This window comes from Niabella beijingensis, assembly GCF_020034665.1.
Taxonomy (GTDB): Bacteria; Bacteroidota; Bacteroidia; order Chitinophagales; family Chitinophagaceae; genus Niabella; species Niabella beijingensis.
In genome coordinates, this window is record NZ_JAIQDI010000001.1 from 1,057,490 (window position 1) to 1,083,570 (window position 26,081).

The window sequence follows — 26,081 nt, forward strand, 5'->3', positions numbered from 1 at the left end:
GGCAATCAAAATAAAGCAACTACTGATAATAAGGACGGGCAAACACCTGTCCTTATATTTATGTCCTTCCCTGTTAACGATTATGCCGGTACCGCTTTAGTACAAACGGATACTCCCTGCCGGCGAAATAGTAGACCCCACTGATGGTTGCCGGTACTTGTTCGTAATATTCTTTGATGCCTTTCAGGATAAAATAATCTGTAAACGTTCTATCGGTAACTGAAACATGATAGAACTTCATCGTCTTATCCTCTTCAGGATATCCTTTCTCTGGCAGGAACCGGGAGGTCTTTTTTGTATTATTATCGGTCGTTTTGATCTCACAGGCGGCAATATAGCCATCTCCCAATGTAAACCGGATGGTCAGATCCGCTGTCTTACCCAGGTAATCCACCGCATCGTAGGCCTTTTGAGAAAAGGCAAGCAAGGGCAACCACATCACTGCTGTTAACAATAAGAGGTATTTTTTTGTATTACTGCTTTCGGACTTCATAAATAACGAATAACGACCCTGCCTGAAAAACGGTACCAGGCTACACCAAAGCTACAAAAGAGAAGAGATATCCGCGATAGTTTTCAGGAGTAGAAGCCGGCCGGGCTGTAGCTGACGCCTGTTGCGTTTTTTTTTATTATTTTTATACATCCCGGCACTCCAGCCAGGTAAGGCTGCATAAAAGCGTCAATCGCTGAACCCTCTTATTAATGCTAAACAGATAACTATGACAACCGGTAAACTGGAAAAAAAACTACGTTTCTTAATCATCTACGTAATCGCAATCACCGCTGTATGCGGTTTCCTGGCATTCACATCCTTTCGCCGGGCCACCCTCCGTCAGACGACGGATGAGCTCACTGTAAAACGTATAAATATAGTAGACGAAGACGGCGCCCTTCGCATGGTCGTCAGCAACGAGCACCGCCAGCACCCGGGCAGAATGAACGGGCAGCAGCTGCCTGCACGTGAACGGCCTGCCGGCATCATTTTTTTTAATGAAGCCGGCGACGAATGTGGCGGGCTTGTGTATAATGGCAATGATAAGGATGCCGGTCTTTTCCTCTCGGTAGATAAGTTCGGGGATGACCAGGTCATGCAACTTCAATATTCAGAGAATCCTCAGAAACAGCGCCGGAAATATGGATTACAGCTCTGGGATTATCCCAAAGAAAATACCTTTGATGAGCGCCTGCGCCGGTTCAAGGCCTTAAAACAACTCCCCACCAGGGAAGAACAGGATAAAGCCTATGAACAAATGCTGAAAGACAGCCTGCTGATGCAGGACCGCCTGTTCATCGGCCAGACCTATGAAAAAGAAATGGGGCTTTTCATTAAGGACCAGGATGGCAAACCCCGCATCAAGATCTTTATTGACAAGGACAAGCAGCCCCGGATACAGGTACTTAATCCTGACGGAACGATCATGCGTTAAAACATAGCACCGGAAATCGCTTTACGACGGCTATCCCAACAGTGCCGGACGCTCATTAAAGGTCTTCCAGAGCAATTCGCCGAACAGGGTATTGGACCAGGCAAACCATTTCCGGGTGAACTTCTTCGGATCATCCTTATGAAAAGACTCATGCATAAAGCCGGTATCGCCGTGTGTTTTTTGAAGGGTGCTGATACTCCAGCGGATTTCCTTGTCATCATTGGAGGTAAGTGCTTTCATGGTGATGCTCATGGGCCAGATCATGTCTTTACCAATATGCGGACCGCCAATACCTTCAGCCGCCGAACCTCTAAAGAAGAACGGATTCTCGGATGACCATACATAATTACGTGTAGCTTTATACAAGGGGTCTGTATTCTTTACTGCACCCAGGTAGGGCAGTCCCAGCAGACTGGGAACGTTGGCATCGTCCATCAATATATGGCTGCCATAGCCGTTTACCTCATAGGCGTACATTTTTCCGTATTGCGGATGTGTAATGATTGCATATTTTTTTACAGCAGTTTCCACCTCATCTGCCAATTGCGTGAGTTCATTCGCCAGCCGGGCATCTCCTGAAATCTTGCCCACCATTTCTGAAGCTTGTCGCAAACTTACCACGGCAAACAGGTTGGAGGGGATCAGATAAGCGAAAATAGTAGCATCATCGCTTGGCCGGAACATGGAACAGATCAGCCCCACGGGTTTTACCGGGTAGCCATAGCCCCCCATCGGGATGCCGTCTGTAGCCCAGGAAGTTTTCCGTTCAAACTTATAAGGACCGGGCCCTTCCTTACGCTGTTGTTCTTTAAAGGTTTTCAATGTAAGGGCAATACCTTCCTTCCATGTAGCATCAAAAGGTGTGGTATCTCCTGTTTCCTTCCAGAAACGATGGGCCAGCCGGATGGGATAACACAATGAATCGATCTCCCATTTCCGTTCATGTATACCGGGTTTCATATCGGTGTTATCCGTTTCCTTCCATTCACTTACTTTGCTGTCATCATTATAAAAAGCATTGGCATACGGATCTTTCAAAATAAAATGGGTTTGCTTACGGATCACACCCGCAATCAGCTTATGCAGCGCCTGGTCCTGTTTCGTAAACTGTAAATAAGGATACACCTGTGCGGAGCTGTCGCGCAGCCACATGGCATCAATATCGCCGGTAATAACGTAGGTGTCCGGTTTTCCGTCCTTTTCAGTATAAAAAACCGTTGTGTCCAGTGTATTGGGAAAACAATTGTTGAACAACCAGCCCAGTTCTTTACTTTTTACTTTCGACTGAAATGCCTTGATCGCGTTTTCAATTGCGGCGCTTTTAAAATGCCGCTCACTTTCGGAAACCCGTACCAAAGGAAAATCGTTTTTGCTTTGGGCAAAAGAAAAATGATTCAATGCCAGTCCGGCGCTCAGCACGCTGGTATGCTGTAAAAAGGTCTTACGGTTCATAGTTGATGTATACTTAAATGAAGCAATGGTTTATTATATACCTGTAAAGCTAATCCATTTTTCAATAACTCGGGTAAAGTGGCAACAGCTGATTTTTGCCGCTGAGACACAGAAATACTGATCCTTTATTGCCACCAGGGCTCCAGGACCTAAAGTATTACGAACTCTAACCCTTTGTTGTTTCTTCGCGCCTTCGTGGCCCGCCTTTATATCAGCGATTTGTTGTACTTTTAAAGTAAATCCACTCTTATGACCGATCATAATAAGGACGCCATTGTTGTTGTAAGAACCTATAATGATATCGCAACAGCTGTTTCTGCAAAAGAAAAATTAGAGGAAGCCGGTATCACTGCTACCATTGACGATATGGACGTAGTAGGTATGACACCCCTGGCTGGTATTGAAGTAAAGATCTTTTCAAAGGACCTGGAAACAGCCAACCAGGTGCTGAAAGATTGACAGCAGTAAAAACAACCCGCTCCTCCTATCAATAATCCGCTTTCGCTTATCAGTCGCTGCATTTTTTATTTTTTTAAACTTTTTTCACGCTATTTTGTTAGCAACTGCGTAAAAAGGCTGTATGAATGGGCGAAGCTATTTTAATATTTTTTTAAACTGCTTTTGTTGCATTTTACTTAATTATTCCCTTACTTCGCGCCATCTGCAAGCTTTTACTGAAATTTAAATTGTTACGCACCCAGGGGAAAATGAGAAAATTCGCCCATATACTTGCTTTCTTTATCTTGTTCATTGGAAGTAGTTCCGATACGATCGAAGCGTTCGCTCCTGTTAAAAGCAATGTATGCAATTCAGCAGTAAAAGACCGGCAACAGCAGCAACATAAGAATAATACACAGGATGCGGGGGATCATATCATCATCAACCGGTTCTGTAATCATTTCATCAACCGGGCAGACCAGCTTTCACAGCGAACATTCTACAGCATCCTTTCCCTGCCCCTTTTTCATTTTAATGTACTACTTCCTGCATGGAAGCACCTGAGCCCGACCCCGCTGCAAGAACCCGGCTACGGCAATCTCTTTCTCTACTACCTCTTTTAGCAATTTCGATATTTGTTTTATTACCTGTCTGTTGCTGTAACTGCAACGGAACGGAAAGTGCATAATTTCATCTAATGCACCACTGATCCTCATTTCAGGTATCATCCCTATTTTATTAAATTAACTGATCATCATGATAAAAAATTATATTTTTTACGGACTCCTTATTACAACCATTGCCGCCTGTCATAGCAACTCCCAGGGGAACAACAGCTCCGGCGATAAAGAATACCCTGTAGTTACCGTTCAGCCGCGCGATACCACGCTTTCGATCTCTTATGTGGCCAATATACAGGCGGGACGCAATATCGAACTCCATCCCCGCATTGACGGATTACTTGACAGAATCTATATCCGGGAAGGGCAACAGGTGCGCAAGGGACAGGTGTTGTTTAAAATCAACGACAGCGAACTGCGGATCGAGCTCAACAAAGCAGCCGCGGCCTACAAAAGTGCGGTAGCCGATGCAAAAGTGGCCCAGGTGGAAGTAGACCGGGTACAAATGCTGGTAGATAAAAAAGTTATCACCAAAACAGAGCTGGACTTGGTCACTGCAAAATATAAAGCCTTGCTTGCAAAAGCAGATGTGGCACTGGCAGATAAAAATGCGGTACAACAGCGGATCTCCTATACCAGTATCGCCGCACCCTTTGACGGCGTGGTAGACCGTATCCCTTTTAAAGAGGGCAGCCTGGTTACCACCGGTTCGCTACTGACCACTATATCCGACATCGGTACCGTATTTGCCTATTTTAATATTTCAGAGAATGAATACTTCCGGACCTTGCTCAGCGGAAACAGTGCACAGCAGATCACTTCCATCAACCTGATATTACCCGATGGCACCCGTTATCCCTATAATGGTCAGCTCGAAAGCGCGGAAAGTGAAATTGACGAAAATACCGGCAACATCGCCTATAAAGCCCGTTTTAGCAATCCTGAGAAAACCCTGCGCCATGGCGCTTCCGGCAAACTACTGATCACAAGGCCGCTGCAAAACGCGATCCTGCTTCCGCAGAAAACGGTTTTTGAAATACAGGATAAGAATTACGTTTTCGTGTTGGATCAGAATAATATTGCCCGGATGAGAAGCATCCGTATCGATCAGCGCCTGGCAGATTACTACGTAATTTCCGGAGGACTGGATGCTAATGACCGCATCGTTTACGAAGGCATCAAGAGCATTCGTGAAGGTGAAAGGATCACTCCTAAAGGATAGCTGCAATGCCGTTATTCATTGTATTATCAGCCGGGCTCCCCTGGCTGCCAAAACTTTATTACACCATCTGAATCTATAAAACTATGGTTGAAACGTTTATAAGAAGGCCGGTCCTTTCGCTGGTGCTTTCTATTTTTATCACGCTCATCGGTGTACTGGCATTGTTCAGTTTACCCATCACACAATTCCCGGATATCGTTCCGCCCTCCGTTTCCGTAACGGCGCGCTATACCGGTGCCAATGCCGAAGTTTCCGTGGACGCCGTTGCCGTTCCGCTGGAACGCGCTATCAATGGGGTTCCCGGCATGACCTATATGTCCACGGTATCCGGTAACGACGGTGTTACGATGATCACCGTTTATTTTAAAGTAGGCACCGACCCTGATGTGGCAGCAGTGAATGTACAAAACCGGGTCACCACCGTACTGGATGAACTGCCGGAAGAAGTGATCAAAGCAGGTGTTACCACCGAAAAAGAAGTGAACAGTATGCTGATGTACCTGAACATCACCAGCACGGATGAAGCTGCCGATGAGGACTTCATCTACAACTTCACCGACATCAACATCCTGAAAGAGCTGAAACGGATCGACGGGGTAGGCCGTGCGGAGATCATGGGGTATAAAGATTATGCCATGCGGGTATGGCTGAACCCTGAAAAATTATTTGCCTACAACGTATCCACCGATGAAGTGATCACTGCGTTGCGGAACCAGAATGTCTCTGCCGCTCCGGGCAAGACCGGTGAGAGCTCCGGCAAAACAAAAAATGCACTGCAATATGTGCTGCGTTACACCGGGAAATTCTCGGAACCCCGGCAATATGAGAACATTGCCATCCGCTCTAACAGCGATGGTTCCATTCTTAAATTAAAAGACGTGGCGGATGTGGAGTTTGGCGCCATGAGCTACAGCATGGTATCAAAAAGTGATGGCAAACCCGCAGCTTCCATTATGATCAAACAACGGCCCGGATCCAATGCCAGCGATGTGATCGATAACATCAAGCTGAAAATGGAGGAGCTCAAAGCCTCCAGTTTCCCTCCCGGCATGAATTACAGCATGGCTTATGATGTTTCCCGTTTTCTTGATGCATCTATCAATGCCGTACTTACAACACTTGTGGAAGCATTTGTGCTGGTGGCCATCGTCGTATTCATCTTTCTCCAGGACTGGAGATCTACCCTGATCCCGGTACTGGCTGTGCCCGTGGCATTGGTGGGCACCCTTGCCTTTATGCTGTTACTGGGCTTTTCCATCAACCTGCTTACCTTATTTGCCCTGGTCCTTGCCATTGGAATTGTTGTGGACAATGCGATTGTCGTCGTGGAGGCCGTCCATGTAAAAATGGAGGAGGAACATCTTCCACCACTTGAAGCTACGATAGCAGCAATGAAGGAGATTACCGGTGCCATCATTGCCATTACCCTGGTTATGTCTGCCGTGTTTGTGCCCGTTGCTTTTTTAAGCGGTCCTGTGGGCGTATTTTACCGTCAGTTCTCATTAACACTGGCCTTCTCTATTGTGATCTCCGGCATCAATGCACTGACCCTCACTCCTGCCCTTTGCGCCCTGATGCTGAAGCATAACGGACCCCGTAAACGGGGATGGATGGGCCGGTTCTTTAATGCCTTTAATAAAGGATTTGATAAAACGACAAACAAATACCGCAGTATTCTGGGTAAAATAGCCGGGCGGCGTATAGTCACGCTGGGGATGCTGGCGCTGTTCTTCCTTGCCACCTGGGGTGCGGGAGCGGTCCTTCCCGGAGGGTTTATTCCCACGGAGGATCAGGGAATGATCTATGTAAATGTTACAACGCCGCAGGGGGCTACTGTGGAACGCACTGAAAAAGTACTGGATGAACTCAATGCTGTAACAAAGGATATCGAGGGAGTGGAAAGCGTAACCACCCTTGCCGGATACAGTCTGACCAATGAGATCGCCGGCGCTTCTTATGGCATGGGCATGATCAATCTCAGGTCATGGAAGGAACGCAAAAAAAGCGTGGACCAGATCATTGATGCCATCGAAGCGCAGACCGCGAAGCTCACGGATGCATCGATCGAAGTGTTTGCACCACCTACGGTGCCGGGCTTTGGAAATACAAGCGGGTTTGAGCTGCGGCTGCTGAACAGAGGCGGGGAAGACATTACGGAAACATCTGAAATCACCAAGGCATTTGTGCAAGCGATTGACAGTACAAAAGAAGTGAACAATGTTTTTACCAGCTTTGATGCTTCCTTTCCCCAATACCTGATCCACGTGGATTATGATATGGCGGCAAAGAAAAATGTAACGGTAGACAATGCGATGAATACCCTCCAAACATTGCTGGGCAGTTACTATGCCACCAATTTTATCCGCTTCAACCAGATGTATAAAGTAATGGTACAGGCCGGCCCGCAGTTCCGCGCAGAACCGGCAGATGTACTTCATCAGTATGTCAAGAACAGCAATGGCGAAATGGTACCCTATTCTTCGTTTATACGTATGGAACGGGTTTACGGACCGGAACAGCTGACCCGCTACAACATGTACACTTCGGCCATGATCAACGGAGAAGCTGCCCCCGGTTACAGCAGCAGCGATGCCATCCGGGCGGTTGAAAAAGTGGCGGCGGAAAAACTGCCCCGTGGTTATGATTTTGACTGGAGCGGGATGACACGGGAAGAAATTCTTTCCGGGAACCAGGCCGTATACATCTTTGCGCTTTGCTTATTGTTTGTATACCTGTTGCTTGCCGCACAGTATGAGAGCTTTTTACTTCCCTTACCGGTTATCCTGAGTTTACCGGCCGGTATATTCGGCTCCTTCTTTTTCCTTAAGCTGGCAGGATTGGATAATAATATCTATGCACAGGTAGCACTGGTAATGCTGATCGGGTTGCTGGGCAAGAACGCTATTCTGATCATTGAATTTGCGATCCAGCGGCGCAAAGAAGGCTATCCGGTATTACAGGCCGCCATAGAAGGTGCCGCGCAGCGATTGCGTCCGATCCTGATGACCTCTTTTGCTTTTGTAGCGGGTCTGATCCCCTTATGTATGGCTACCGGCGCCGGCGCAATGGGCAACCGTTCTATCGGTGTGGCAGCTGCAGGAGGAATGCTGATCGGTACAATATTCGGTCTGCTTATCATACCCGGCCTCTATGTACTTTTTGCTTCTTTGTCGGAGCGTGGAAAAAAGCAGGCTACCGATATCCCTCTTCAGAAATCTGATATAAAAATTATTGACAATGAAAATTAACAACAATAAATTCCTGTCGGCCCTGGCTGTTTCCATTCTTTCCATTGGTTGTGCCGTTCCCAAAACAACCGCGGTCAAACAGGCCGCGCCGCTTCCTGATCAGTATACTCAAACAGCCGGCGACAGCATTAGTGTGGCCCGTCTGCAGTTCAGGAACTTCTTTAACGACAAACACCTGGTGGCACTCATCGACCATGTACTGGCTCATAATCTCGATACCCGGATCGCCGCAGCACAGATAAAAATTGCTGACGCCTATCTTGAAGCCAGGCGCGGGGCCCTGCTGCCATCCGTAACTGCCGGCCTGCGTGCTTCCGGAACGCATTATGGCAAACATACCATGGAAGGGGTCGGCAATTTTGATACGAACCTCTCCTCCAATATAGAAAACAGCCAGCGCATTCCTACGGTCATTACTCCGGATTACTGGCTGGGATTAAGCGCCTCATGGGAAATTGATCTTTGGGGCAAATTGGGCAATCTGCAACAGGCAGCGCGCGAACGGTTCCTGGCCACCCGGCAGGGAAAAGACCTGCTGACAGCAGCACTTATCACACATACCGCAACCCTGTATTACGAACTGATCATGCTCGACCGGGAAGTGGCCATTCTGAATGAGAACATAGAACTGCAGCACCGGGCACTTGAGATCGTAAAGATCCATAAAGAAGTGGGGCGGGCAACGGAACTCGCCGTACAGCAATTTGATGCCCAGCTGGCCAATACCAAAGCGACGCTTTACGGCGTCCGGCAGGAAATTACCGCAACAGAAAATAAGCTCCTGGAGCTTACCGGCAGCTATACCGGCACTGTTGAACGTAGTACAACTATCGACATAAAAGCCATCCGCTACCTGGCGGAACATGGTCATCCGCAGCAATTATTGCAATACCGGCCGGATATCAGGGCGGCTTATCATGAGCTCCAGGCCAGTCATGCCGATGCACTGGCAGCCCGCGCGGCATTTTTTCCGACTGTAAACCTGGCTGCCACGGCGGGGTTGCAGTCCTTTAATGCTGCCCAGTTTTTTAACCCCACTTCCATCGCCACCCAGCTGCTGGGCGGCATCAGTGCACCGGTGTTTCAGAAAAAACAGCTAAAAGCAAACTTCAATATCGCAACAGCGGAACAGGAGATTGCATTTCTGAATTATCAGAAAACGATCAATAAAGCTTTTCAGGAAGTAAGGACCTTGCTGAGCTATATTGACAACAATGAAAAGATACTGGCGGAGAAGCACAAAGAGGTGGAAGCCCTTGGCAAAGGCATCGAAGTATCCAATGATCTGTATGTAACGGCATATGCCACTTACCTGGAGATCATTGCCGCACAGAAAAGCAAGATCACCGCAGACCTCGACCTGCTTAAAGCCCGGCGGGATCAGGCGCATGTATTGATCCAGCTTTACAAGGCATTGGGCGGCGGAGCCGGATAGAGCGATCAGGAAAGCGTGGTAAGCGTTACCGGCCCCAGCAGCCCCGAAGGTAACAGCGGGTCTTCTTTTTTAAACGGGATATTAGTATTCGTTCTTCGCTGTTCAGCGGGTAAGCCTGCATCACCAATCAGCCGGTTGGGCCAGAGATTAATCACTTCGATGCGGATATCATTGTTCCCCTGTTTTAGTTTACCGGTCACCTCCACCCGCCAGGGTGCCGTCCATACGACCCCCATATCGGTTCCGTTCAGCCATACCCGGCAGATATTTTTTACGATCCCGAGATCGATGAATAAAGCGCTGGCCGGTAATGCATCATCGAAGGAAAACTGCTTGCGGTAAACAGCCTTGCCGGAGTAATAGCGGATACCCGGATCCGGATGCCGGATCCAGTCCTGCAGTTCTTCAAAAACAATGGATGCGGGGCCTCCCCATTCGGGGTCAAACGCAAGCTGCCAGGAACCGGAGAGCTCCTGTAGTTTATGAAAACCGTTGGCGGGTTGCCACGCATTCGGCGTTGCCACAGAAAGCCCTTTTGTCTTTACTTTGGGAAACACGATGAACAGAGATTGAAACCGGTCAAGCTCCAATGTGATTTTAATACGTCCGTCTTCCGGCTTGTATACGGGACGCCACCGCTTCCCCGAAACAGGATCCCAGATCTCCGGGTGGCGGCCGGTTACACGGAACAGGCAATCTGCCCGGGCATGTTCTTTTTTCCGGTTGGTGATGAAGTAGATCTCAGCTTCATCCGTAGTGCGATGTATAAAATCGATCCATGCCTTTTCATCAGTCACTTCAAAATCCGGTACACAACCGATATCCTGTAATACTGCCCGTATGGATCCGGGATAGAACAGACGCCCCTTTCCCGTTTCAATACCTTTGTCTGCAACCGGCATCTTCCATAATATTTTTGCCAGCCGCCGGATCTCCGCATCGCAGTGCGGATAATCCGTCAGACCGCAATCGGTCTGCGGCGGAGCACCTATTACCAGCGCTCCTGCTTCCAAAAGCATTATTATTTTTTTTAATACCGCAACCGGCATACGATCACTTTCCGGCAACACCAGTATCCGGTATTGCATTCCATCCGGCAGCACCAGTCTTCCGTTACGTACGCTTACGCGGCCCAAAAGCACTTCTGTATTACAGACATCATAATCATAGCCCTTACCCAATGTGGGGTATATATTTTTTTGCGCTGCCAGATTCGGCGCGATATCACCGTTATAGAATAACAGATCTGCCACAAAGTGCCCGGCCCGCAGCAGGTGCTGACTGCGCGCGATATACGAAAAGAAAGGTGCCGAAAATTCCCACCAGGTCACGTTGGGATTAAAATGCGTTCCTGCACCATACTCATAACCTGGTAATCCGTCTTTTGGCCTTGTAGCAGTGGAAGTATGGATCACAACACGGTTGATCCCTTCGCAGAAAGCGCGGTCCAGCGCCTGCTTCAGGGATCCCGGATAATCGGTCCAGTGCCGGAAGCTGGTGAAGGCCTCTGCTGACGCCAGTTTACGGCCATAGATATGTGCCGCGGAAGCGGTCATCTTTGTTACCTTATTCTGTCCGAAATCCAGCCGGGATACCCCATAGGATTTATCATCCGTTAAATTTTCCTGATCTTCATGCTTTGGCGCCAGCCAGAATTCACCCATGGGCAGGTCGCTGCGGCCCAGGTTTTTTAATCCATCCATACAGATCGTACCCGAACGGCTGGGGCCCGCGGCCTCATTTTGTACCAGCATTCCGTGCTGGTGACAAAGTGCTGCAAAATGCCCGTAATGTTCATCGGCCATGCAATCCGCAATCGTTCGTCTGTAGTCGTTCAAAAAGCGGTCCGATATTTCGGCGCTGCCGATAACATAACCGGAGAGTACGGGCAAATAGGATGTGGCATCATACCCCCGGTAGTGCCGGAACTTTTCAAGAATAAGTCCGGTCCAGTTCGGGAACCCGTCTTCAAAACTGTCGTCGCAAAAATACGCGGGCTTTGTCCCTACTTTTGCAGCTTCATCAATGAACACTTTGCCCAGGTGCTCAAACTGCAACTCAACACCTTTTTTATCAAACCAGTCAATAGACAACCCGTCCGCTTCCGGCTGGGCGATCATCAGTTTTGATCCGGTCATACGATGGCCGGTACGCACGATCGTCCAGGTACCCGGCGGCACCTCCCAGTGCAGCCGTCCCGTAGCATCCATCTTGTCTGTAAGATCGATCACATCGGTCAGGGCGATCGCCGCATCACCGGGCTCATTCGTCCAGGGTGTTTGAACCGGACCGGTGATTTCAAAGGACTTTGCAAAATTGCTGGCATCTTTCCGGTTGGTCTTCGCTTCGAGCAATGCGGCACGGCTGCCGGTTATTTTATGTTCCTTCCCGGATGTACGGATGGCTACAACCGCCGTATCCCGGTAATCCAGCGCTGACAAAGGAAGATCGATGTATTCTTTATATCCCGGAGGATTAAACACGTTGTCATATCCCGCGCGGTTGCCCGGCAGTGGCAGGACACCATTGAATTGTTGCGGACCTTTCAGCTCCTGCGTTGATTGGAGGTACCACCGGCCGGCGTTTTCCGGCCTGATCCACGGCCCACCCATGCACCATCCGGAACTGAGATTGATGCCGACCTCAATACCCAGCCGCTTGGCTTCTTTCATGGCAAAGCGATACAGCTCCCTCCACTCTTCAGAAAGGAATTTTGCACCCTGCGGGATACGGGCGCCACCCAATCCATCCGATGAATTCACCAGCAGTACGCCACTCATCCCCTTTGCTTTGAACGCTTCAAGATCCCTCCGGATGCCCTCCTGATCCACGAGTCCGTTAAACCACCACCAGTAGCAGGAAGAACCCGACTTCGCAGGCGGAGATACAAAATCGTTGAACAACGAATCCGTTGTACCCATCTCCGTCATACCCGCCAGCGGCAGCTTATGCACCATTACCATATGAAAACCCGCCAATCCGCTGATCTTTAAGAAACTCCTTCTTTTTAATTGCATGGCCGTTTTATATTGAAGTTTATATACTGTGAATGGGTCAGACGATTTATTTGAGCTGAACAAAAATCTGTTTATGACCTGTGGATATATACCACAGCAGCGGGCCGGCTTCTCAAAAGTTATCTTTTGATAACAGCTTCTGAAACAAGTTCCGGATAGCAGCAATGACTTTTGATCCCCTCCGATTGCATGTATAAATCCACTATGCCGGGGCAGCGCCGGTTGTTATTTTACTTCTTCAAACGGAGCCGATACCTGTCCCGTCCAGCGATACAAACGGAGATCGCAATACTGTTTTTTATTTTTGGTCACTCCGTTCCGGGAAATATAGAAATACCCGTTACCCAGGGAATGCATGCCGGTAGCACCCCATTCATAATCCCAACCACGCACACCGCTTTTTTCATCGTACTTCCCGGCTGCCGCCAGCTGTAGCACATTGCCTTTTTCTCCATTGTCAAATCCTTTTAACACCTGTGACACCGGGCTTCCGGAGCCGTCTATTGCAAACAGACTGTAATTGGGAAATGGTGTTTTCTTTCCGGTATAAACAGCAGCAAACCAATATCCGGTGCGGATGTCATATTCAAGGTTCTGAATGCCATAAGAGGTGTTCCCCGTGTAAAGAAAGTACTTGTTCAGCGGGCGGGCCGGTCCTGTTTTATTAAACCCGCTTTGCGATAACGGCCGCTCATATTGCCGGAGGCTGCCGGCATCGTATTGTAGGATCACCTGGTAATCATTGTCCGTACGGGAAGTATCCCCGTATATACCGTAAGCCAGGTTTAAGAAGTTCCGGCCCTTTTCCTTCCCGAACTGCGGACCAAAAGCAATGCCATCGATACCACTGCATCCATAGCGGTGCTCCACCTCTTTTCCCCTGTTTTTAACCGTTGCCTTATAATCATCCGCCACCTCTTTCAGATAAACGGTATGGATGATGTTATTGGTTTCTGCATTCATACCCGGCCGGTTTATCTTTTCCCCGTCAAAAATCGCGATATAGAAAGAGCTTTCTTCATTTTGGATGGACTGTGCCCCGCTTCCCAATCCTTTCAGAATTCCTTTGCCAATATTATCATTCTTATATTCCAGCGAAGCATAGATACGTCCGTCTTCCGGATTGATGTCCAGACAACCCAGGTGGCCAATGAACCCATCCACACTCCCGATGATTTCTCCCTGCAGGTTGGTTTTTACCAGGCTTGTTGTAAATGAAAAATAGACATATCCGCGTTTTATGTCAACAGCAACACCCTGTACATGAAAGTTCCCTTCTTCCCGGTAGATGCGACGGGGAAGATCGTTTATGGAGAACGGCTCTTTTTCGTTTTTGGAGTGCCGGCCTTTCTGAGCACTGCTGCAACTCCATAAAGCAACAAGAATAAAACAGAGCAGCCATTTATTACGAATATTCATTACTATAAATGATTACGGTTTTGAATTTAACTATTTAAGATGCGCTACCTGCCACATCTAACCATTCAGCAGTCCTTCATCCGGTTTATTGTATAGGCGTCAAGACAAGAAACCCCCCATTCGGCTGAAATGCCGGGCAGACCGGCCTCTCTCTTACAATTTGTCAGTTAAACCAGGCGCAGCGCCTGCACAGTCACTTATGCTATTCCCGGTGCGCTGCTGCATTTTAACGGCTACTATTAGCCTGACGCCGATTCGATTTATCAGGACCATTATGTTGCGCCCGGCATAACGTTATTACCGTTAACAGGTACTCAGAGTGCCGTCGCATTTAATTTTTTTAGTGTCAGTACATTCTCATCATCCAGCTCAAAATAAGACACCGCAGAATTTTCCATATCGAAGCGACGGTAATTGGACAATGGCATTCCCATTTTTTTAGCCAGGTATAACCGGTTGATGCCATTGTGTGCCACTACTATCACCAGCTGTCCGTTATGCCGGCGATGCAGTTCCTCAAAAAAATCATTCACCCGCTTTACAATTTCGCCGCCGGTTTCTCCTGTACCACCGGCCCTCGCCACTTCAGGGTCGTTCATCCATTGTGCCCAAAGTGCGGGGTTTTCCGCATTGAACTCTTCTTTTGTTTTTCCTTCCCACAGGCCGAAATCAGCTTCAATAAGGCGTTCGTCCGTTATTACAGCATGGTCGCCGGAGGCGATAGCCGCAGTTGCCCGGGCCCGCTGCAAGGGTGATGAATAGACGGCATCAACCGATATGCCTTTCAGCGCTTCAAATACTTTACGGGCCTGCGCGGTTCCTTTTTCTGTAAGTCCTATATCCGTTCTGCCGCAATACCGGTTACCATCAGCATTATAAGCTGTTTCACCATGCCGCAATAAAATCACTTTTAGCATCCTTTTTTTATTTTATACAAATCTGAAGTTCCTTCTTTTTTTCTCACCGGAAAGATCGTACTTGCTCCATTAAGCGGTTTAAAAAATTGCATTATCCCTGCTCTGCCTTATTTATAAATTTCCGTTCTTCCATTATCTCCAGAAACCGGCCATACTGATCATTGTATGGCTGTTTCAATGCAGTTCGCGGCGTCACCCATTTTTCCGCCTGTGTCAGTGCGGCCGTTGCTTCTGTAATATCATTGAAGCCGGTATTCGATGCGGCCACAATTGCCGCACCCACCGCACCCGATACATATTTCATTTTGCACACCGGTTTTTGCAATACATCGCTACGGATCTGCAGCCAGCTGTCGCTGTTGCTGGCCCCTCCTGCTGTATAAATGGCTTCCACTTTCTCTCCCGAAAGGTCCTGGATCAGCTCGTAAGCATACCGTTCGGCAAATGCCACCCCTTCCATATTGGCCGTATATAATACTTCTTTGGATACTTCTCCGGGACCAAAGCCTTCCGCCCCGGGCGCCACAAACGGGAACCGCTCTCCCTTCTGGATCAACGGATAGGCGATCTGACCGGTCGGTGTTAATGAAGCTGCAACGGCATTATAATGCGCCAGCCCCTCTTTAAATCCGGCGGAAACCCAGTCGGCGCCTATATTTCCCGCGCCTCCCGGCATCCAGTAGCCGGCAGGGTGCCGGTGATTGTACAGCCGGTCCAGCGGATCTTTTATTTCTTTTACCGATACCCCTTTTATAACAAGCGTGGTGCCAATGGTCGTATTCCACTGTCCCGGTTTCATAGCACCAGATGCTACCTGCGATGCGCACCCATCTGTAATGCCTGTTGTAACGGCTACATCAGCAGGCAATCGCAGCCCGCGTGCCAGGTCTGCTGTAAGCTTTCCGATAACCGTGCCGGATGGCTGCACTTCCTGTAACCATTCTTTCTTTACGCCCAATATGTCGCTGATATAATCGGGCCAGCACAACAATGACAGGTCATATCCCGATTTCAGCACATTGGTATAATCCGTAACATTCCATACGCCGCATAATTTTCCCGTAATAAAATCCGCCGCATGGATCCATCGAAAGAGTTGCGCCGCTTTTTCAGGGTAGGTCTCGGCGAACCATACCATCTTGGCCAATCCTGTGGAAGTACTGAAGCCGGTAAATCCATGCAACTGATGCTGCCGCGCAGCATCAGTGCAGTATCGGGCCTGAACAGCGGAACGCTGATCACTGTACATGATTGCAGGGTGTAACGGGCGCTGCTCTTTATCAAGCGGAATAACCGTTCCGGAAGTAGAATCAACCGCCACCGCACGCACACGGGCCCGCTGTTGCTGCGACAGCTGGCCAATGGCCTTATCCAGGCAGGCCCTGCAGATCGTCCACCATTCATCAGCATCCTGTTCCATGCGCATCTCCGGCGACAACGGGAAACCCTGCTCTGCACTGGCAACAATTGTTCCCTTCCCATCCAGTACCACTACGCGCAATCCCTGCGTGCCCAGATCAATTCCAATAAAATATGCCTCACTCATTTAAAAAATCTTCTTTAACAATTCCCGGTGCTCTTTCCAGCGTTTGTAAAAATGCATATGCTGCGCACCTGCTGCAGGCTGCACCTGTTCATACACATCCGTCTGTTCCGCATCTATGTCCAATGCCTTATTACAGATCATCATGCCTCCCACCACCGAAGCGTGCCGGTAATTATCGCGGATGCGCACTTCCTTGCCGGTAAGATCGGCAATGAACTGCCGGAGCATCCTGCTTTCCATACCTCCGCCACAGGTCCAGATATACGATTGCTTATTAGGTGTAACGGAAATAAGTGTATTGTAATTTTCAAAAATACTGCAGGCGATGTCCCATAAAGTGGCCCAAACCATGCCGGCCCGCGACAACTCATGATTGACCGGTGTATTAAAAATAAAACCGCCTTTGATCAGGGGCTTTTTTTCATCCGCCACCAGCGAGCCCAGCGATGCCACACATTGAAAGTCTGTAACCGAACGCAGCTCTTCTTCAATGACATCATACCCTTCATTCGGATAAAATATTTTTTTGAGGCGCTGATAATTCAGCCCGGTCACGCCGGCATTGGCCTCCACCATATAACTGTCTTCATCGATATACCTTCCCGTCCAGGTCCGTTGTTGTCCATCAAGATCGTATGCTGCTGATAATTTTATGATTGGCGTGGTGGTGCCGGAAACGATCACCATATCGCCTGCATACGCGCGGGTACTGAGCACCGCCAGTTGCGTATCAGCCCCTCCTACGATCACTTTTGCTTCAGGATCTATCGACAGGGCTTCTGCCAGCGGCTGCCGGATCGTTCCCAGCACGGTTCCCGAACTCATTAGCGGTGGCAATAAGGAAAAAGGAAATGAAAATAATTCGCATAAAGATTCCGACCAGATCTGCTGCTCCACATCATACAGCAGGGTCTCCGATGCCTGTGAGTGTTCATAATGTTCTATCCCGCAGAACATATATTCCACCCAGTCGCTGATGCTGAGGAACGTACCCAGCTGCTGCCACCATTCTTTTCGCGCTTCCCGCAGTCCTACCAGTTTAAATGCAGAAAACAACGAGGTGGGATAACGCCCCGCGAGCCGGTATACCGGTTCTTTATCCGGGATGATATGTTCCCATTCCCTCCCGCGGTGATCAATATTGGGCATTCCCACAACAGGCGTGCCGGCCTGATCCAGCACCACAATCCCTTCCCGCTGGCTGGTTGCCGTAATGGCCAGGATCTGTACAGATCCCGCCTGCTTCAGCGCTATGGTGGCCAGCTCCAGTATCTGATTCCACAATACCTCCGGGTCAAAATAAATGGAATCGGCATACCGCTCATCCCTTATATAAGGGATATCTTCCCGGGCCACGCCCAGAACAGCACCATTGACGGAAATTACCGCTGCGCGCAGGTTTCCGGTGCCAAAATCGATGATGAGGTGTGCGTTTGTCTGAGCCATTATTACTGATTTGATAAATGTAAAGAATTGGCCGGTTGCTTCTCCGCCCAGTTCAATAATTTTTCATTAAGGATCGAAACATGATGATCTTCCACTTCATCGGTTGCACCTGCAGTATGCGGTGTGGCCAGTACATTTGGATGATCGATCAGCCGGTAATCGGTATCATCCGGCGGTTCATGGTCAAATACATCCAGAATGGCACCCCGGATCCTGTGGCCTTCAACGGCATCCAGCAGGTCATTCCGGTTTACCACACTGGCCCTGGCGGTGTTTACGAAAATCGCTTCGGGCTTCATTTTTCCAATGAGTTTTTTATCGATCATTCCAATGGTAGAAGGATTTACCGGCAGGTGTATCGAGACGATATCGCTGGTCTCAAAAACAGTTTCCAGACTTGTGCTGCTATACGCCGGATCCGGACTTTCCTGATACGGATCATAAAATTGTATCGTACAGGGAAAGGCCCTTGTCAATGTGGCGATCCGCTGCCCCACCGCGCCAAAGCCAACCATGCCGATCGTTTTTCCCGCCAGTTCATTTCCTTTGAACTGCAGGTAAGATGCGTGCGCCCCTTTTTGCCAGTTACGCTGTTTTAACCAGTCCGTAGCCGGAAAGGTCTTCCGCAGGAAAGTGATCACATTGGCCACAAACAGTTCCGCCACCGCCTGGGCATTCCTTGCAGGTGTATGTAATACTTCAATACCCAGCTCAGCAGCGGTTTTCACGGCTACATTTGATGGCGTTCCCCGGCACACGCCGATAAACCGTAACCCGGGATGATTGCGGATCACGGTTTCCGTAACCTCGTCGTGTTCGGTGATCAATGCATCCGCCTGTGTTTCGTTCAGCAGCTGATCCAGTTCTGCTGCATTAAAAGCGCGCCCGTTCTCTTTCCATACTTTGTAAATCACTTTTCCAAAGCGGGCTTCCAGTTCCCTGCGTCCCGCTTCGTTATACGGCGCTGTAATTAAAATAGTCATATAAATTGATTCGTATTAAATGGTTGATGTTTTTAATTCCTGATCAGCATTTTGTGCGGTGTCATTTTTAGGCAGTGTTATAAAACGTGTCAGCAGGGCACTGATAAAATAAAGTACCGCCAGGATCCAGATCACACCTGCATTTCCTGCGGATCCGATAAAAAGCCGCACGATCAGCGGACCGGCAAAGACCGACAAACCCGCACCCAGATTCAGAAAGGCCATAGCGGCACCTTTTCCTTTTGGAACCAGCGAAGGCACCAATGCCGACAGGGGCACGTAACCGGCCAGTAATGCGCCCCACAGCACACCACTCAGCAGCACCATGGAAAAATTGCCGTTAAATAACTGAGGTGAATAATAGAACAACAGCGTGGTTAAACCACAACCAACGCCGCCAAAAAGAGCGATGGTCCGGCGCCAGCCGAATTTATCCCCGACAAAACCGAATATGAGATTAAAAATGATATTGGCTGTAAAGATCGTGCCCCATATTTTCAGCCAGTCTGCTGTTGTAAAACCATATTTTTCAAAATAGATCGGCATAAACACCGGGAATGCGAACTGTGCAGTGGTATTGATGGTACGGACAATACCTCCCAGAAAAACTTTCGGCTCATTTACCGCGATCTTAATGCTGTCGGCCAGTTCCCGGAGCTTATCCTGCGTGCCGGTCCGTTTGATACGGTCGCGGTTGATCAGCAATGCAAACAACGCCCCCAGGGCCACCCAGAAAAGCGATGTCCATAAGGTGTTGATGTGGCCCAGCCGATTGATCGCCCAGCTGGAATAATAAGCACCAAATACATTCAGTCCGCCGGTAAATACAAACCAGAACCAGCCCACTGCTGTTCCCAGTTTATTCTGAGGCGTCCGGTAGGTGATCCACACCAGAAACGTATAAGCAAACAACGGGTAACCAAATCCGCGGATGGCATAGGTGAACAGCATGACCCCAAAATCCAGGTCTTTCAGCCCCAGGCCGACAAAACCAAAAGTGCCCGCTATAAAAAGCAGGAACCCTATCCACATGGCCTTGCGGACACCCAGGGCTTCCGCCAGGATACCGGATAAAAAAGAGGAAATGGCTACGGTAAGACCGTATATACTGAAGAGTGTGGCCGACTGTTCGATTGTCAGCCCACGGTCATGTATCAGGTAAGGACTCAGCCAACCCTGTTCCACCCCATCCCCCATCATAAAGATCAGAATACCAAGATAACCCCACACGAGGTTCGGGGGGAGACCTATTTTTCCGAGGAAATTCTTTTCATCATTCAGTTGATTCATACAGCAATTATTTGAAACAAATTTAAAGATAATCAAAGATTATTAAACTAAATTAAAGTAAAAAAAGTTAAAAAGTTAAATAAATACGGGCGAAAACGTTTTATATACACTTCTTTTTCATTTCTTTGCATTACAGAATACTTGGATATGAAAAATATTACAGAAAGACATGAATTTATCCTGAATAAACTCAAAAAAGAAGGAAAAGTGGCAATTTTGGATCTGGCAGAGGAGATCAATATTTCCAGCGTAACCATCCGGAAAGATCTGAAAATGCTGGAAGACAAGAACCTGCTGTTCCGGACCAAGGGCGGCGGATCGCTAACCAATCCTTATGCTATTGATAAGCCGATCAATGAAAAAGAACTGATCAACTCCGATTCAAAAAGAAAGATCGCCCGAGCGGCATTACAGCTGATCGGCCAGACCGATTCCATCATGATCGGCTCGGGAACCACCGTTTTTGAACTGGCCCGTGTATTGTATCCCGATCATAAAATGACGGCCATCACCCCGGCACTTAAAGTGGGGCTGGAACTGAATAACCGGCCCAATATCGAAGTACTTCAACTGGGGGGACTGATCCGTCCGAACTCTTCTTCGGTTGCAGGAACCCAGGCGCTGCAGGTACTGGATGAAATATCCTGTGACCTGTTATTCCTTGGTGTGGACGGGATCGACCTGGAACACGGCGTTTCGATCTCCAATATCTCCGAAGCCTCGCTGAACCGGAAAATGATCGAAGTATCGCAACGCCTGATACTGCTTGCCGACAGCTCTAAATTCAACAAACGCGGACTGGGCAAGATCTGTAACCTGGATCAGGTGGAATACATTGTTACCGATAAAAAAATATCCGAAAAAACACTTTTTGCCCTTCAGGAAAAAGGAATAAAGATCGTGCTTGCCTGATAAAAAGCGCGCGTAAATCCCGTTTGACAGAATAGCTGCAACGTCGCATTGCATGGCCTTTCCGGGGCGGGCACGGCCGTGTAGGCCTGCAAAAAAATATGACGGTTTTAAAGGTCGTTGCTACCATACTGGTTCAGCATGATACTGCATTAAAAAAACGACTTTTAAAACCGCCACAAAAAAAAGTCCGGTCCGGGGATCAAAGCCGGCCTTCCCTGATTTCATCCACTATCGCCGGATCCAGCAAGGTAGTGGTATCACCCAGGTTGTTCAGTTCTCCTTCAGCCACCTTCCGCAAAATGCGCCGCATAATCTTTCCGCTTCTTGTTTTCGGAAGTCCGCTTACAAACTGGATCTTGTCCGGTTTTGCAATAGGGCCGATGATCCGGCTCACCGTGGCCAGTATATCTTTCCGTGTAAGGTCATCTTCATCCTTATGCCGTTTATCATCAAGTACCACATAGGCATAAACGCCCTGTCCTTTTACTTCATGCGGATATCCTACTACGGCACTCTCAATAACACTGGCATGCATGTTGATCGCGTTCTCTACCTCTGCCGTACCCAGGCGGTGGCCGCTTACATTCAGCACATCGTCGACACGACCGGTGATCTTGTAATTGCCCTGTTCATCCTTCCAGGCACCATCACCGGTAAAATAAAGGTCTTTATACGCACTGAAATAAGTTTGCCGGCAACGTTCATGATCGCCATAAGTGGTTCTGAGAATACCGGGCCAGGGAGCTTTCATACAAAGATTCCCGCTCATTACGTCATCCGTGAATTCCGTGATCTCTGCTCCCTTTTCATCTACCAGTAAGGGCTGCACACCCGGCAGGGGCAATGTGGCCCAGCTTGGCCTTGCCGGCGTAATACCCGCCAGGTTGGAGATCAGGATCCCTCCGGTTTCCGTCTGCCACCAGGTATCCACGATGGGGCACCGTTTTTTGCCGATGTGCTCATCGTACCAATGCCAGGCTTCTTCATTGATCGGTTCACCCACAGTACCCAGTACCTTTAATGAAGAAAGATCTTTATCTTTCAGCGGGTCCAGCCCGTAACTCATCAGCGAACGGATCGCAGTGGGAGCAGTATACAAAATATTAACCCTGTGCTTGTCCACAATTTCCCAGAATCTTCCCGCATCCGGCCAGGTAGGAATACCTTCAAACATCAGACAGGTGGCGCCGGACAACAGCGGGCCGTACACAATATAACTATGCCCGGTGATCCAGCCGATATCGGCTGTACAAAAGAAAACATCTTTAGGCTGGTACTGAAATACATTCACAAAGGTATAAGTGGTCCAGAGCATATAGCCGGCACAGGTATGTACCACTCCTTTGGGCTTGCCGGTACTACCGGAGGTATAAAGAATGAACAACGGATCTTCGGCATCCATCTCTTCAGCAGGTATATTCAATACTTCATCATTCATGGTTTCAATGACATCCTCCACCTCATCGCGCCACCACACATCACGGCCTTTGATCATGCTTACCGGAGTGCGGGTACGCGTATGCACAATTACTCTTTTTACCACCTTATTACCGATCAATGCGTCGTCAATGATCGATTTCAACGGGATATCCTTTGCACCTCTGTATGCACCGTCGCAGGTAATGATGTATTCGGCACCGGCATCATCCAGGCGGTCGGCAATACTTTGTGCGGAGAAGCCGCCAAAGATCACCGAATGAATGGCACCAACGCGTGCGCAGGCCAGTACTGCGATTACCAGTTCGGGAATCATGCCCATATAGATACAAACCCGGTCGCCCTTTTTAACACCATTGTTGCGCAGTACCTGTGCAAATTCACACACTTTACGATGCAGCACCTTATAGGTCAGGGTCCGCACTTTCTCGTTCGGGTCATTGGGTTCCCAAACGATCGCCGGTGTATCAGCCAGTGTTTTCAGATGGCGGTCCAGACAATTCTCGGTGATATTCAATTTTGCACCTTCAAACCATTTCACCCGCGGCTCTACAAAGTTCCATTCAAGTGCACGGCTGCTGAACGGTTGTTTCTTTCTCCACTCAAATGTATCGGCCACTGCCGACCAAAATCCTTCCGGATCCTCCACACTTTTCCTGTAATCGTCGTGATACTGCTCAATCGACTTTATCTGAAATGAATATGACATGACTAACGTTTTTTTTTGCGGGCTTAAATATAGGCAATACAATAAAAATTATCCAAAATTATTAATATTTTATTGAAAGAAATATTATCTTGACACCGGTTAATGAGAACGTTACCGAACGATTGTTGATATTTTATTGCACAAATCAAAATTTCATGAAACAAGCAAGTGAAGCAGGTGTGCTTCGTAAAGTCATTGGAGCCTCTTCGTTGGGGACCATGATTGAATGGTATGATTTTTACATTTTCGGAATGCTGGCTAAAACCATTTCCACCGAATTCTTTCCGGAGGGGAACAGCACTGCCGCATTGCTGAGCACCCTGGCTATATTTGCTGCCGGTTTTATTGTACGTCCCTTTGGTGCCCTGTTCTTCGGACGCCTGGGTGATCTGCTGGGAAGAAAATCCACCTTTTTGCTGACACTTGTGCTGATGGGGGGCTCCACGTTTCTGATCGGACTGGTACCCGGTTATCACAGCATTGGTATTGCGGCTCCGCTGATTGTATTACTGCTGCGCCTCTTGCAAGGGCTTGCCCTGGGTGGTGAATATGGCGGCGCCGCCACCTATGTGGCAGAACATGCACCTCCGGGTAAAAGAGGATTTTATACCAGCTGGATCCAGACCACAGCTACTTTGGGTTTGTTCCTTGCACTGGGTGTGATCATGCTTGTAAAAATGAATCTCAGTGACGAACGTTTTAATGCGGAATGGGGCGGATGGCGGTATCCTTTCTGGTTCTCGATCGTTCTGGTTGTGGTATCCGTTTATATCCGGTTGAAAATGGAAGAATCTCCTTTGTTTGCGCGGTTAAAAACCGAAGGTAAAGTAGCTAAAAACCCGTTGAAGGAAAGTTTCCGGAACAAGGCCAACTTTAAGATGGTGCTGCTGGCCCTGTTTGGTGCCGCTATGGGACAGGGAGTGATCTGGTATACAGGACAATTTTATGCACAGAGTTTTTTAGAAACAAAAGTGGCCCTCAACTTTGAACAAAGCCGCTCCATCCTGCTCTGGGCCATATTACTGGCAACACCTTTCTTCATCGTTTTCGGCTGGCTGAGCGATAAGGTCGGACGCAAATGGATCATGCTGGCTGGCATGCTGTTGGGCGTACTTACTTACCGCCCGATCTTTAACTGCCTGCTGGAAGATGCCCGGATGGAAAAATGGCAGGTGGAAAATACCATACCGGACGCCTCCAAAAGACAATCAACACTCTTAAAGAACGGCAGCGACTCACTGATACAAACAACCGAACACATTACTTTTTCCAATGGCGCAGCCTGCATAAAAGAACAAACAGATACACTTCAGGTTGCTTCCGGAACACTTGTCAAAGGCAAAACGGTTATTAAGGACAAACTGTTGCCCCGCCCGGTATACTGGAAATTTGTCGGGCTCGTTTTCCTGCTGATCTTCTATGTTACGATGGTATATGGTCCTATTGCCGCGTTTCTTGTGGAGCTCTTCCCGGTACACATCCGGTATACGTCCATGTCATTACCTTATCATATCGGTAACGGTGTATTCGGAGGACTCGTTCCTTTTATCGGGGTATTGTTACAAACGACATTTACCGAAGATCCGCTGGTGGGACTGTGGTACCCGATCGGTATTGCCGCGCTAAGCCTGATCATCGGAACTGTTTATCTCTCCAACAAGATCGACAAAGATGTAACCGATTAACCATTCCGCTCCTTTAAAAAAAACAAAAATGAACACAATAAGAAAAATACTCGGTATCGTATGGCTGCTGCTGGGGCCTGCGGTTGTTTGCTTTTTATTTGCCGGAGCGGCGCACAACATTGATCCGGAAGGAAAAAAAGACATCAATAACCCGGTGATATGGATCATCATCATTACCATTTTTTTACCCATAGCTGTAGGCCTGATGATTTTTGGCTGGTATGCGCTGAAAGGCGAGTATACCCGTAAATCCTGATCATGATCGTCCGCAATGCAGGCCGGAAGGGCTATCCAGCTGAACCTGAATGGTTAGCAGCTCTTTGTATTTTGTTTCTTTTCGTTAAATTATTGTAATATTCCCGGGTTTTTTTGTCGGGGAAAAGTCAATCCGCTATTTTTGCATCGTATGACATCAAGCTTTTTATACAATAAAACAACATCAGGGGTTCTGGCAGTATTGCTGGGGATGGTGTTGTTATGGCTTACGGTAAGCCTTCCTTTTGTATACGAGGCCAAACAACAACTAACCGAACAATCGGAAACCAAATCGAAGAATCAGAACAATCCTATGGCAGGCGCTACTGAAGAGAAAGTTCCAAACAATCCTACGGTATCGATCACAGAAGAATACCTGCACCATGGCACCTATGATTTTTCAGTTACGGAGTTTCTGAAAGACATTGCTTACCTGCACGCGCATGAAGGCACCTATATCGCTTTTCATGGCGAGCTGCATGCACCGCCCCCCAACACCTTACTGTAACGCTTTGGTACCTCCTGCTTTGCTGCGGTGAGGATCAACCGGTGTAGCCTTGTTCGAAGGCTATCGCATCCTGCATCTATTTTCCCATACCCTGTTCTATATTATAGAATACCAG

Annotated in this window: 20 protein-coding genes; 10 read left to right on the forward strand and 10 right to left on the reverse strand. The window is 48.4% G+C overall.

What is annotated here, in order from left to right:
• Positions 1-73: 73 nt before the first annotated feature.
• Positions 74-493, reverse strand: a complete 420-nt coding sequence (locus K7B07_RS04475; protein WP_223707817.1) for a hypothetical protein — start codon at positions 491-493, stop codon at positions 74-76.
• A gap of 226 nt (positions 494-719) precedes the next feature.
• Between K7B07_RS04475 and K7B07_RS04480 the strand changes: the two genes are divergently transcribed.
• Positions 720-1,427 carry a hypothetical protein gene (locus K7B07_RS04480; protein WP_223707818.1) on the forward strand — a complete coding sequence of 236 codons (708 nt, stop codon included), beginning with the start codon at positions 720-722 and terminating at the stop codon, positions 1,425-1,427.
• Positions 1,428-1,457: 30 nt separating this feature from the next.
• On the opposite strand, the gene K7B07_RS04485 is transcribed toward K7B07_RS04480, so the two are convergent.
• Positions 1,458-2,879, reverse strand: coding sequence for a glycoside hydrolase family 125 protein (locus tag K7B07_RS04485; protein WP_223707820.1), 1,422 nt, complete (start codon positions 2,877-2,879; stop codon positions 1,458-1,460).
• Between the two features lie 249 nt (positions 2,880-3,128).
• On the opposite strand from K7B07_RS04485, the gene K7B07_RS04490 reads away from it, so the two are divergent.
• The 5 genes from K7B07_RS04490 (at position 3,129) to K7B07_RS04510 (ending at position 9,842) form a co-directional block, all read left to right on the forward strand.
• Positions 3,129-3,338 carry a hypothetical protein gene (locus K7B07_RS04490; RefSeq protein ID WP_223707821.1) on the forward strand — a complete coding sequence of 70 codons (210 nt, stop codon included), beginning with the start codon at positions 3,129-3,131 and terminating at the stop codon, positions 3,336-3,338.
• Between the two features lie 248 nt (positions 3,339-3,586).
• The gene (locus tag K7B07_RS04495; RefSeq protein WP_223707823.1) at positions 3,587-3,940 is read left to right on the forward strand and encodes a hypothetical protein; all 354 of its coding nucleotides are present in this window, start codon (positions 3,587-3,589) and stop codon (positions 3,938-3,940) included.
• Positions 3,941-4,073: 133 nt separating this feature from the next.
• On the forward strand, positions 4,074-5,159 hold the full coding sequence (locus tag K7B07_RS04500) for an efflux RND transporter periplasmic adaptor subunit (protein ID WP_223707824.1): 1,086 nt from the start codon (positions 4,074-4,076) through the stop codon (positions 5,157-5,159).
• Between the two features lie 83 nt (positions 5,160-5,242).
• Positions 5,243-8,407, forward strand: coding sequence for an efflux RND transporter permease subunit (locus K7B07_RS04505; RefSeq protein WP_223707826.1), 3,165 nt, complete (start codon positions 5,243-5,245; stop codon positions 8,405-8,407).
• Positions 8,397-9,842: a TolC family protein gene (locus K7B07_RS04510; protein ID WP_223707828.1), complete on the forward strand. Its 1,446-nt coding sequence runs from the start codon at positions 8,397-8,399 to the stop codon at positions 9,840-9,842. The genes K7B07_RS04505 and K7B07_RS04510 overlap by 11 nt, the downstream gene beginning before the upstream one ends.
• 5 nt (positions 9,843-9,847) lie before the next feature.
• Here K7B07_RS04510 and K7B07_RS04515 read toward each other — a convergent pair whose 3' ends face one another.
• The 7 genes from K7B07_RS04515 to K7B07_RS04545 form a co-directional block, all read right to left on the reverse strand.
• Complete coding sequence (locus K7B07_RS04515; RefSeq protein WP_223707829.1) at positions 9,848-12,859, reverse strand: glycosyl hydrolase; 3,012 nt, start codon at positions 12,857-12,859, stop codon at positions 9,848-9,850.
• 225 nt (positions 12,860-13,084) lie between these two features.
• Entirely contained in the window at positions 13,085-14,278 is a 1,194-nt protein-coding gene (locus tag K7B07_RS04520; RefSeq protein ID WP_223707830.1) for a hypothetical protein, read from the reverse strand.
• 314 nt (positions 14,279-14,592) lie between these two features.
• Positions 14,593-15,195 (reverse strand): histidine phosphatase family protein, encoded by a 603-nt coding sequence (locus K7B07_RS04525; protein WP_223707831.1) that lies wholly within the window; start codon positions 15,193-15,195, stop codon positions 14,593-14,595.
• Positions 15,196-15,286: 91 nt separating this feature from the next.
• On the reverse strand, positions 15,287-16,741 hold the full coding sequence (locus tag K7B07_RS04530; RefSeq protein ID WP_223707832.1) for an FGGY-family carbohydrate kinase: 1,455 nt from the start codon (positions 16,739-16,741) through the stop codon (positions 15,287-15,289).
• The gene (locus tag K7B07_RS04535; RefSeq protein WP_223707833.1) at positions 16,742-18,187 is read right to left on the reverse strand and encodes an FGGY-family carbohydrate kinase; all 1,446 of its coding nucleotides are present in this window, start codon (positions 18,185-18,187) and stop codon (positions 16,742-16,744) included.
• A gap of 2 nt (positions 18,188-18,189) precedes the next feature.
• Positions 18,190-19,170, reverse strand: coding sequence for an NAD(P)-dependent oxidoreductase (locus K7B07_RS04540; protein WP_223707834.1), 981 nt, complete (start codon positions 19,168-19,170; stop codon positions 18,190-18,192).
• A 15-nt stretch (positions 19,171-19,185) separates the two neighbouring features.
• On the reverse strand, positions 19,186-20,460 hold the full coding sequence (locus tag K7B07_RS04545) for an MFS transporter (RefSeq protein WP_223707835.1): 1,275 nt from the start codon (positions 20,458-20,460) through the stop codon (positions 19,186-19,188).
• A gap of 147 nt (positions 20,461-20,607) precedes the next feature.
• Between K7B07_RS04545 and K7B07_RS04550 the strand changes: the two genes are divergently transcribed.
• The gene (locus tag K7B07_RS04550; protein ID WP_223707836.1) at positions 20,608-21,372 is read left to right on the forward strand and encodes a DeoR/GlpR family DNA-binding transcription regulator; all 765 of its coding nucleotides are present in this window, start codon (positions 20,608-20,610) and stop codon (positions 21,370-21,372) included.
• Positions 21,373-21,571: 199 nt separating this feature from the next.
• On the opposite strand, the gene acs is transcribed toward K7B07_RS04550, so the two are convergent.
• Complete coding sequence (acs, locus tag K7B07_RS04555) at positions 21,572-23,518, reverse strand: acetate--CoA ligase (RefSeq protein WP_223707838.1); 1,947 nt, start codon at positions 23,516-23,518, stop codon at positions 21,572-21,574.
• A 155-nt stretch (positions 23,519-23,673) separates the two neighbouring features.
• Between acs and K7B07_RS04560 the strand changes: the two genes are divergently transcribed.
• The 3 genes from K7B07_RS04560 (at position 23,674) to K7B07_RS04570 (ending at position 25,966) form a co-directional block, all read left to right on the forward strand.
• Positions 23,674-25,203 carry an MFS transporter gene (locus K7B07_RS04560; protein ID WP_223707840.1) on the forward strand — a complete coding sequence of 510 codons (1,530 nt, stop codon included), beginning with the start codon at positions 23,674-23,676 and terminating at the stop codon, positions 25,201-25,203.
• A gap of 28 nt (positions 25,204-25,231) precedes the next feature.
• Entirely contained in the window at positions 25,232-25,459 is a 228-nt protein-coding gene (locus tag K7B07_RS04565; RefSeq protein ID WP_223707842.1) for a DUF6814 family protein, read from the forward strand.
• A gap of 150 nt (positions 25,460-25,609) precedes the next feature.
• The gene (locus K7B07_RS04570) at positions 25,610-25,966 is read left to right on the forward strand and encodes a hypothetical protein (protein WP_223707843.1); all 357 of its coding nucleotides are present in this window, start codon (positions 25,610-25,612) and stop codon (positions 25,964-25,966) included.
• Positions 25,967-26,081 lie beyond the last annotated feature (115 nt).

What these genes read in the sequence shown, in the direction of transcription:
- K7B07_RS04530 (WP_223707832.1), bottom strand. Translation starts at nt 16,741, where the DNA reads ATGAGTGAGGCATATTTTATTGGAATTGATCTGGGCACGCAGGGATTG.
- K7B07_RS04535 (WP_223707833.1), bottom strand. Translation starts at nt 18,187, where the DNA reads ATGGCTCAGACAAACGCACACCTCATCATCGATTTTGGCACCGGAAAC.
- K7B07_RS04480 (WP_223707818.1), top strand. Translation starts at nt 720, where the DNA reads ATGACAACCGGTAAACTGGAAAAAAAACTACGTTTCTTAATCATCTAC.
- K7B07_RS04490 (WP_223707821.1), top strand. Translation starts at nt 3,129, where the DNA reads ATGACCGATCATAATAAGGACGCCATTGTTGTTGTAAGAACCTATAAT.
- K7B07_RS04510 (WP_223707828.1), top strand. Translation starts at nt 8,397, where the DNA reads ATGAAAATTAACAACAATAAATTCCTGTCGGCCCTGGCTGTTTCCATT.
- K7B07_RS04545 (WP_223707835.1), bottom strand. Translation starts at nt 20,460, where the DNA reads ATGAATCAACTGAATGATGAAAAGAATTTCCTCGGAAAAATAGGTCTC.
- K7B07_RS04540 (WP_223707834.1), bottom strand. Translation starts at nt 19,170, where the DNA reads ATGACTATTTTAATTACAGCGCCGTATAACGAAGCGGGACGCAGGGAA.
- K7B07_RS04500 (WP_223707824.1), top strand. Translation starts at nt 4,074, where the DNA reads ATGATAAAAAATTATATTTTTTACGGACTCCTTATTACAACCATTGCC.
- K7B07_RS04495 (WP_223707823.1), top strand. Translation starts at nt 3,587, where the DNA reads ATGAGAAAATTCGCCCATATACTTGCTTTCTTTATCTTGTTCATTGGA.
- K7B07_RS04485 (WP_223707820.1), bottom strand. Translation starts at nt 2,879, where the DNA reads ATGAACCGTAAGACCTTTTTACAGCATACCAGCGTGCTGAGCGCCGGA.
- K7B07_RS04550 (WP_223707836.1), top strand. Translation starts at nt 20,608, where the DNA reads ATGAAAAATATTACAGAAAGACATGAATTTATCCTGAATAAACTCAAA.
- K7B07_RS04515 (WP_223707829.1), bottom strand. Translation starts at nt 12,859, where the DNA reads ATGCAATTAAAAAGAAGGAGTTTCTTAAAGATCAGCGGATTGGCGGGT.
- K7B07_RS04505 (WP_223707826.1), top strand. Translation starts at nt 5,243, where the DNA reads ATGGTTGAAACGTTTATAAGAAGGCCGGTCCTTTCGCTGGTGCTTTCT.
- K7B07_RS04570 (WP_223707843.1), top strand. Translation starts at nt 25,610, where the DNA reads ATGACATCAAGCTTTTTATACAATAAAACAACATCAGGGGTTCTGGCA.
- K7B07_RS04525 (WP_223707831.1), bottom strand. Translation starts at nt 15,195, where the DNA reads ATGCTAAAAGTGATTTTATTGCGGCATGGTGAAACAGCTTATAATGCT.
- K7B07_RS04560 (WP_223707840.1), top strand. Translation starts at nt 23,674, where the DNA reads ATGAAACAAGCAAGTGAAGCAGGTGTGCTTCGTAAAGTCATTGGAGCC.
- acs (WP_223707838.1), bottom strand. Translation starts at nt 23,518, where the DNA reads ATGTCATATTCATTTCAGATAAAGTCGATTGAGCAGTATCACGACGAT.
- K7B07_RS04475 (WP_223707817.1), bottom strand. Translation starts at nt 493, where the DNA reads ATGAAGTCCGAAAGCAGTAATACAAAAAAATACCTCTTATTGTTAACA.
- K7B07_RS04565 (WP_223707842.1), top strand. Translation starts at nt 25,232, where the DNA reads ATGAACACAATAAGAAAAATACTCGGTATCGTATGGCTGCTGCTGGGG.
- K7B07_RS04520 (WP_223707830.1), bottom strand. Translation starts at nt 14,278, where the DNA reads ATGAATATTCGTAATAAATGGCTGCTCTGTTTTATTCTTGTTGCTTTA.